Source organism: Comamonas terrae, assembly GCF_001544075.1.
GTDB classification, from domain to species: Bacteria; Pseudomonadota; Gammaproteobacteria; order Burkholderiales; family Burkholderiaceae_C; genus Comamonas; species Comamonas terrae.
Window position 1 is genome coordinate 1 of sequence record NZ_BCNT01000031.1, and the last position, 5,540, is coordinate 5,540.

General features: G+C 51.3%; 1 protein-coding gene, 2 tRNA genes and 3 rRNA genes. All 6 read right to left on the bottom strand.

All coding sequences use genetic code 11. The features are described 5' to 3' along the window. Nucleotides 1-6 precede the first annotated feature (6 nt). A 5S ribosomal RNA gene (rrf, locus tag Cte04_RS21625) occupies nt 7-119 on the bottom strand. Nucleotides 120-245: 126 nt separating this feature from the next. After that, nucleotides 246-3,121 (bottom strand): 23S ribosomal RNA (locus Cte04_RS21630). A gap of 65 nt (nt 3,122-3,186) precedes the next feature. Continuing rightward, the gene (locus Cte04_RS21635; RefSeq protein WP_157082237.1) at nt 3,187-3,435 is read right to left on the bottom strand and encodes a hypothetical protein; all 249 of its coding nucleotides are present in this window, start codon (nt 3,433-3,435) and stop codon (nt 3,187-3,189) included. A gap of 88 nt (nt 3,436-3,523) precedes the next feature. Next, nucleotides 3,524-3,599, bottom strand: a tRNA-Ala gene (locus Cte04_RS21640). A 37-nt stretch (nt 3,600-3,636) separates the two neighbouring features. Further along, nucleotides 3,637-3,713: transfer RNA gene (locus tag Cte04_RS21645), tRNA-Ile, on the bottom strand. Between the two features lie 81 nt (nt 3,714-3,794). Beyond that, a 16S ribosomal RNA gene (locus tag Cte04_RS21650) occupies nt 3,795-5,323 on the bottom strand. The 16S, 23S and 5S rRNA genes sit together here with 2 tRNA genes alongside, the layout of an rRNA operon. Between the last annotated feature and the right edge of the window lie 217 nt (nt 5,324-5,540).

The following is a 5,540-nucleotide window of genomic DNA, read 5'->3' on the forward strand; positions in this document are numbered from 1 at the left end:
GTAAGAGCCTGACGATGACCTACTTTCACACGGGAACCCGCACTATCATCGGCGCAAAGTCGTTTCACTGTCCTGTTCGGGATGGGAAGGAGTGGGACCAACTCGCTATGGTCATCAGGCATAAACTTTTTGTCGGATCGATGATTCACTCATCCACCCAACCAATTCATAGAGCCAATATCAGCTTGTTTTCTTTTGATTGCGCCTGGCATAACTGTCTTCGATGACTTCATCATCAAAGTTATAGGGTCAAGCCGCACGAGCAATTAGTATTGGTTAGCTTAACGCATTGCTGCGCTTCCACACCCAACCTATCAACGTCCTGGTCTTGAACGACTCTTCAGGGGGGTCAAGCCCCCGGCAGATCTCATCTTGAGACGAGTTTCCCGCTTAGATGCTTTCAGCGGTTATCTCTTCCACACTTAGCTACTCGGCAATGCCACTGGCGTGACAACCGATACACCAGAGGTGTGTCCACTCCGGTCCTCTCGTACTAGGAGCAGGCTCTCTCAAATCTGCAGCGCCCACGGAAGATAGGGACCAAACTGTCTCACGACGTTTTAAACCCAGCTCACGTACCTCTTTAAATGGCGAACAGCCATACCCTTGGGACCGACTACAGCCCCAGGATGAGATGAGCCGACATCGAGGTGCCAAACACCGCCGTCGATATGAACTCTTGGGCGGTATCAGCCTGTTATCCCCAGAGTACCTTTTATCCGTTGAGCGATGGCCCTTCCATACAGAACCACCGGATCACTATGTCCTGCTTTCGCATCTGCTCGACTTGTCAGTCTCGCAGTTAAGCACGCTTATGCCATTGCACTATCGTCACGATGTCCGACCGTAACTAGCGTACCTTCGAACTCCTCCGTTACGCTTTGGGAGGAGACCGCCCCAGTCAAACTGCCTACCATGCACTGTCCCCGATCCAGATAATGGACCTGGGTTAGAACCTCAAACACACCAGGGTGGTATTTCAACGTCGGCTCCACCAGAACTAGCGTCCTGGCTTCAAAGCCTCCCACCTATCCTACACAGATCTGTTCAAAGTCCAATACAAAGCTACAGTAAAGGTTCATGGGGTCTTTCCGTCTTTCCGCGGGGAGATTGCATCATCACAAACATTTCAACTTCGCTGAGTCTCAGGAGGAGACAGTGTGGCCATCGTTACGCCATTCGTGCAGGTCGGAACTTACCCGACAAGGAATTTCGCTACCTTAGGACCGTTATAGTTACGGCCGCCGTTTACTGGGACTTCAATCAAGAGCTTGCACCCCATCATTTAATCTTCCAGCACCGGGCAGGCGTCACACCCTATACGTCCACTTTCGTGTTTGCAGAGTGCTGTGTTTTTATTAAACAGTCGCAGCCACCTATTCTTTGCAACCGCTTTGGGCTCCCTTTGTACAAGTTCACCTACTTGCGGCACACCTTCTCCCGAAGTTACGGTGTCAATTTGCCGAGTTCCTTCTCCTGAGTTCTCTCAAGCGCCTTAGAATACTCATCTCGCGCACCAGTGTCGGTTTGCGGTACGGTCGTCAATAGCTGAAGCTTAGTGGCTTTTCCTGGAAGCAGGGTATCACTCACTTCGTCTGCAAGCAGACTCGTTATCACCCCTCATCTCAGCCCGGCGGATTTGCCTACCAGGCACGACTACAGGCTTGAACCACCTATTCCAACAGGTGGCTGAGCTAACCTTCTCCGTCCCCACATCGCACTATTGATCGGTACAGGAATATTGACCTGTTTCCCATCAGCTACGCATCTCTGCCTCGCCTTAGGGGCCGACTCACCCTACGCCGATGAACGTTGCGTAGGAAACCTTGCGCTTACGGCGAGGGGGCTTTTCACCCCCTTTAACGCTACTCATGTCAGCATTCGCACTTCTGATACCTCCAGCATCCGTTACCAGACACCTTCACAGGCTTACAGAACGCTCTCCTACCACGCACAGTAAACTGTGCATCCGCAGCTTCGGTAACTGGCTTAGCCCCGTTACATCTTCCGCGCAGGACGACTCGATCAGTGAGCTATTACGCTTTCTTTAAATGATGGCTGCTTCTAAGCCAACATCCTGACTGTTTTAGCCTTCCCACTTCGTTTCCCACTTAGCCAATTTTAGGGACCTTAGCTGGCGGTCTGGGTTGTTTCCCTCTTGAGTCCGGACGTTAGCACCCGGTGCTCTGTCTCCCAAGCTGTACTCTGCGGTATTCGGAGTTTGCATAGGGTTGGTAAGTCGCCATGACCCCCTAGCCTAAACAGTGCTCTACCCCCGCAGGTAATACTTGAGGCACTACCTAAATAGTTTTCGGAGAGAACCAGCTATTTCCAAGTTTGTTTAGCCTTTCACCCCTATCCACAGCTCATCCGCTAGTTTTGCAACACTAGTCGGTTCGGACCTCCAGTACCTGTTACGGCACCTTCATCCTGGCCATGGATAGATCACTTGGTTTCGGGTCTACACCCAGCGACTAGACGCCCTATTCGGACTCGATTTCTCTTCGCCTCCCCTATTCGGTTAAGCTTGCCACTGAATGTAAGTCGCTGACCCATTATACAAAAGGTACGCCGTCACCCCGAAGGGCTCCGACTTTTTGTAAGCATACGGTTTCAGGATCTATTTCACTCCCCTCCCGGGGTTCTTTTCGCCTTTCCCTCACGGTACTGGTTCACTATCGGTCGATTACGAGTATTTAGCCTTGGAGGATGGTCCCCCCATATTCAGACAGGGTTTCTCGTGCCCCGCCCTACTTTTCTCTAGCTCAGTACCACCGTTTGGTTTTCACATACAGGGCTATCACCTACTATGGCCGGACTTTCCATTCCGTTTTGTTAACCAATCGACTATCACTAGAAGGCTGCTCCGAATTCGCTCGCCACTACTATCGGAATCTCGGTTGATGTCTTTTCCTCTGGGTACTTAGATGTTTCAGTTCTCCAGGTTCGCCTCGTTAGCCTATGTATTCAGCTAACGATACCCTTGCGGGTGGGTTTCCCCATTCAGAAATCTCCGGATCAAAGCTTATTTGCCAGCTCCCCGAAGCTTATCGCAGGCTATCACGTCTTTCTTCGCCTGTAATCGCCAAGGCATCCACCATATGCTCTTAGTCACTTGACCCTATAACTTTGACGTCTCTTGCGAAACTCCAAAGTCAAATCAAAGACTGTGTGAGGTCTCTCACCTCACGCGTTATGCCGTAATGTGAATAATTCCTCGATATTGCTATCTTGGAGATATTCGTCATTACTAGATATGCGTATTCGCAATATCTGTTTTGACGCAATCAAAATGTCGCTGGCGGCACGGTGCAGTAAAACCTTTACGAATTCCTGCTTTCCGCCAGCAACGCTGATTTCGACTCTATGAATTTTTAAAGAACAGCCGATTGATTGATCCGGGATCGGATCGATCAATACAAAAGCAGTCTGCAAGCCAGACTGCTTTTGTATTGAAGAGCTTTCGATTGTAGCACGCAAACACCACCACCGAACCGTAGTCCAGCAGCTTTCGCAGCGCCTTTGGTGGAGGATGACGGGATCGAACCGACGACCCCCTGCTTGCAAAGCAGGTGCTCTCCCAGCTGAGCTAATCCCCCAAGATTGGTATCAAGGATCCTCGTGCATTGGAATGTTTGGTGGGTCTAGTTGGGCTCGAACCAACGACCCCCGCCTTATCAAGACGGTGCTCTAACCAGCTGAGCTACAGACCCAAGCCATCAAACTGTGTTGATTCGATGGTGTATCCAACAACCGATAAGTGTGGGCGTTCAATTGAAGCAGCTGTTTTCCAGAAAGGAGGTGATCCAGCCGCACCTTCCGATACGGCTACCTTGTTACGACTTCACCCCAGTCACGAACCCCGCCGTGGTAAGCGCCCTCCTTGCGGTTAGGCTACCTACTTCTGGCGAGACCCGCTCCCATGGTGTGACGGGCGGTGTGTACAAGACCCGGGAACGTATTCACCGTGACATTCTGATCCACGATTACTAGCGATTCCGACTTCACGCAGTCGAGTTGCAGACTGCGATCCGGACTACGACTGGCTTTATGGGATTAGCTCCCCCTCGCGGGTTGGCAACCCTTTGTACCAGCCATTGTATGACGTGTGTAGCCCCACCTATAAGGGCCATGAGGACTTGACGTCATCCCCACCTTCCTCCGGTTTGTCACCGGCAGTCCCATTAGAGTGCCCTTTCGTAGCAACTAATGGCAAGGGTTGCGCTCGTTGCGGGACTTAACCCAACATCTCACGACACGAGCTGACGACAGCCATGCAGCACCTGTGTGCAGGTTCTCTTTCGAGCACTCCTCTATCTCTAAAGGATTCCTGCCATGTCAAAGGTGGGTAAGGTTTTTCGCGTTGCATCGAATTAAACCACATCATCCACCGCTTGTGCGGGTCCCCGTCAATTCCTTTGAGTTTCAACCTTGCGGCCGTACTCCCCAGGCGGTCAACTTCACGCGTTAGCTTCGTTACTGAGTCAATTAAGACCCAACAACCAGTTGACATCGTTTAGGGCGTGGACTACCAGGGTATCTAATCCTGTTTGCTCCCCACGCTTTCGTGCATGAGCGTCAGTACAGGCCCAGGGGATTGCCTTCGCCATCGGTGTTCCTCCGCATATCTACGCATTTCACTGCTACACGCGGAATTCCATCCCCCTCTGCCGTACTCTAGCCTTGCAGTCACAAAGGCAGTTCCCAGGTTGAGCCCGGGGATTTCACCTCTGTCTTACAAAACCGCCTGCGCACGCTTTACGCCCAGTAATTCCGATTAACGCTTGCACCCTACGTATTACCGCGGCTGCTGGCACGTAGTTAGCCGGTGCTTATTCTTACGGTACCGTCATGACCCTCCTGTATTAGAAGAGGGCTTTTCGTTCCGTACAAAAGCAGTTTACAACCCGAAGGCCTTCATCCTGCACGCGGCATTGCTGGATCAGGCTTGCGCCCATTGTCCAAAATTCCCCACTGCTGCCTCCCGTAGGAGTCTGGGCCGTGTCTCAGTCCCAGTGTGGCTGGTCGTCCTCTCAGACCAGCTACAGATCGTCGGCTTGGTAAGCTTTTATCCCACCAACTACCTAATCTGCCATCAGCCGCTCTAGTAGCGCAAGGCCCGAAGGTCCCCTGCTTTCATCCTTAGATCTCATGCGGTATTAGCTACTCTTTCGAGTAGTTATCCCCCACTACTAGGCACGTTCCGATGTATTACTCACCCGTTCGCCACTCGTCAGCCACCGAAGTGCTGTTACCGTTCGACTTGCATGTGTAAAGCATGCCGCCAGCGTTCAATCTGAGCCAGGATCAAACTCTATAGTTCGATCTTGAATTTAAAGTCTCTCGACTTCACTCATAAAAACGGAATTGAAGTGAACTTCACTTCTATTTCCATGAGCGTTTGATTTAGTTCCGAAGAACTTGGCTGCTTGCCCTCAAACGCCCACGCTTATCGGCTGTATTTTTTTAATGAACCGAAGAGTCAATCGCTTGATTCTTCTGACTCGCTGCAATCAGCGAAGCCTTGCATTGTAGCACAG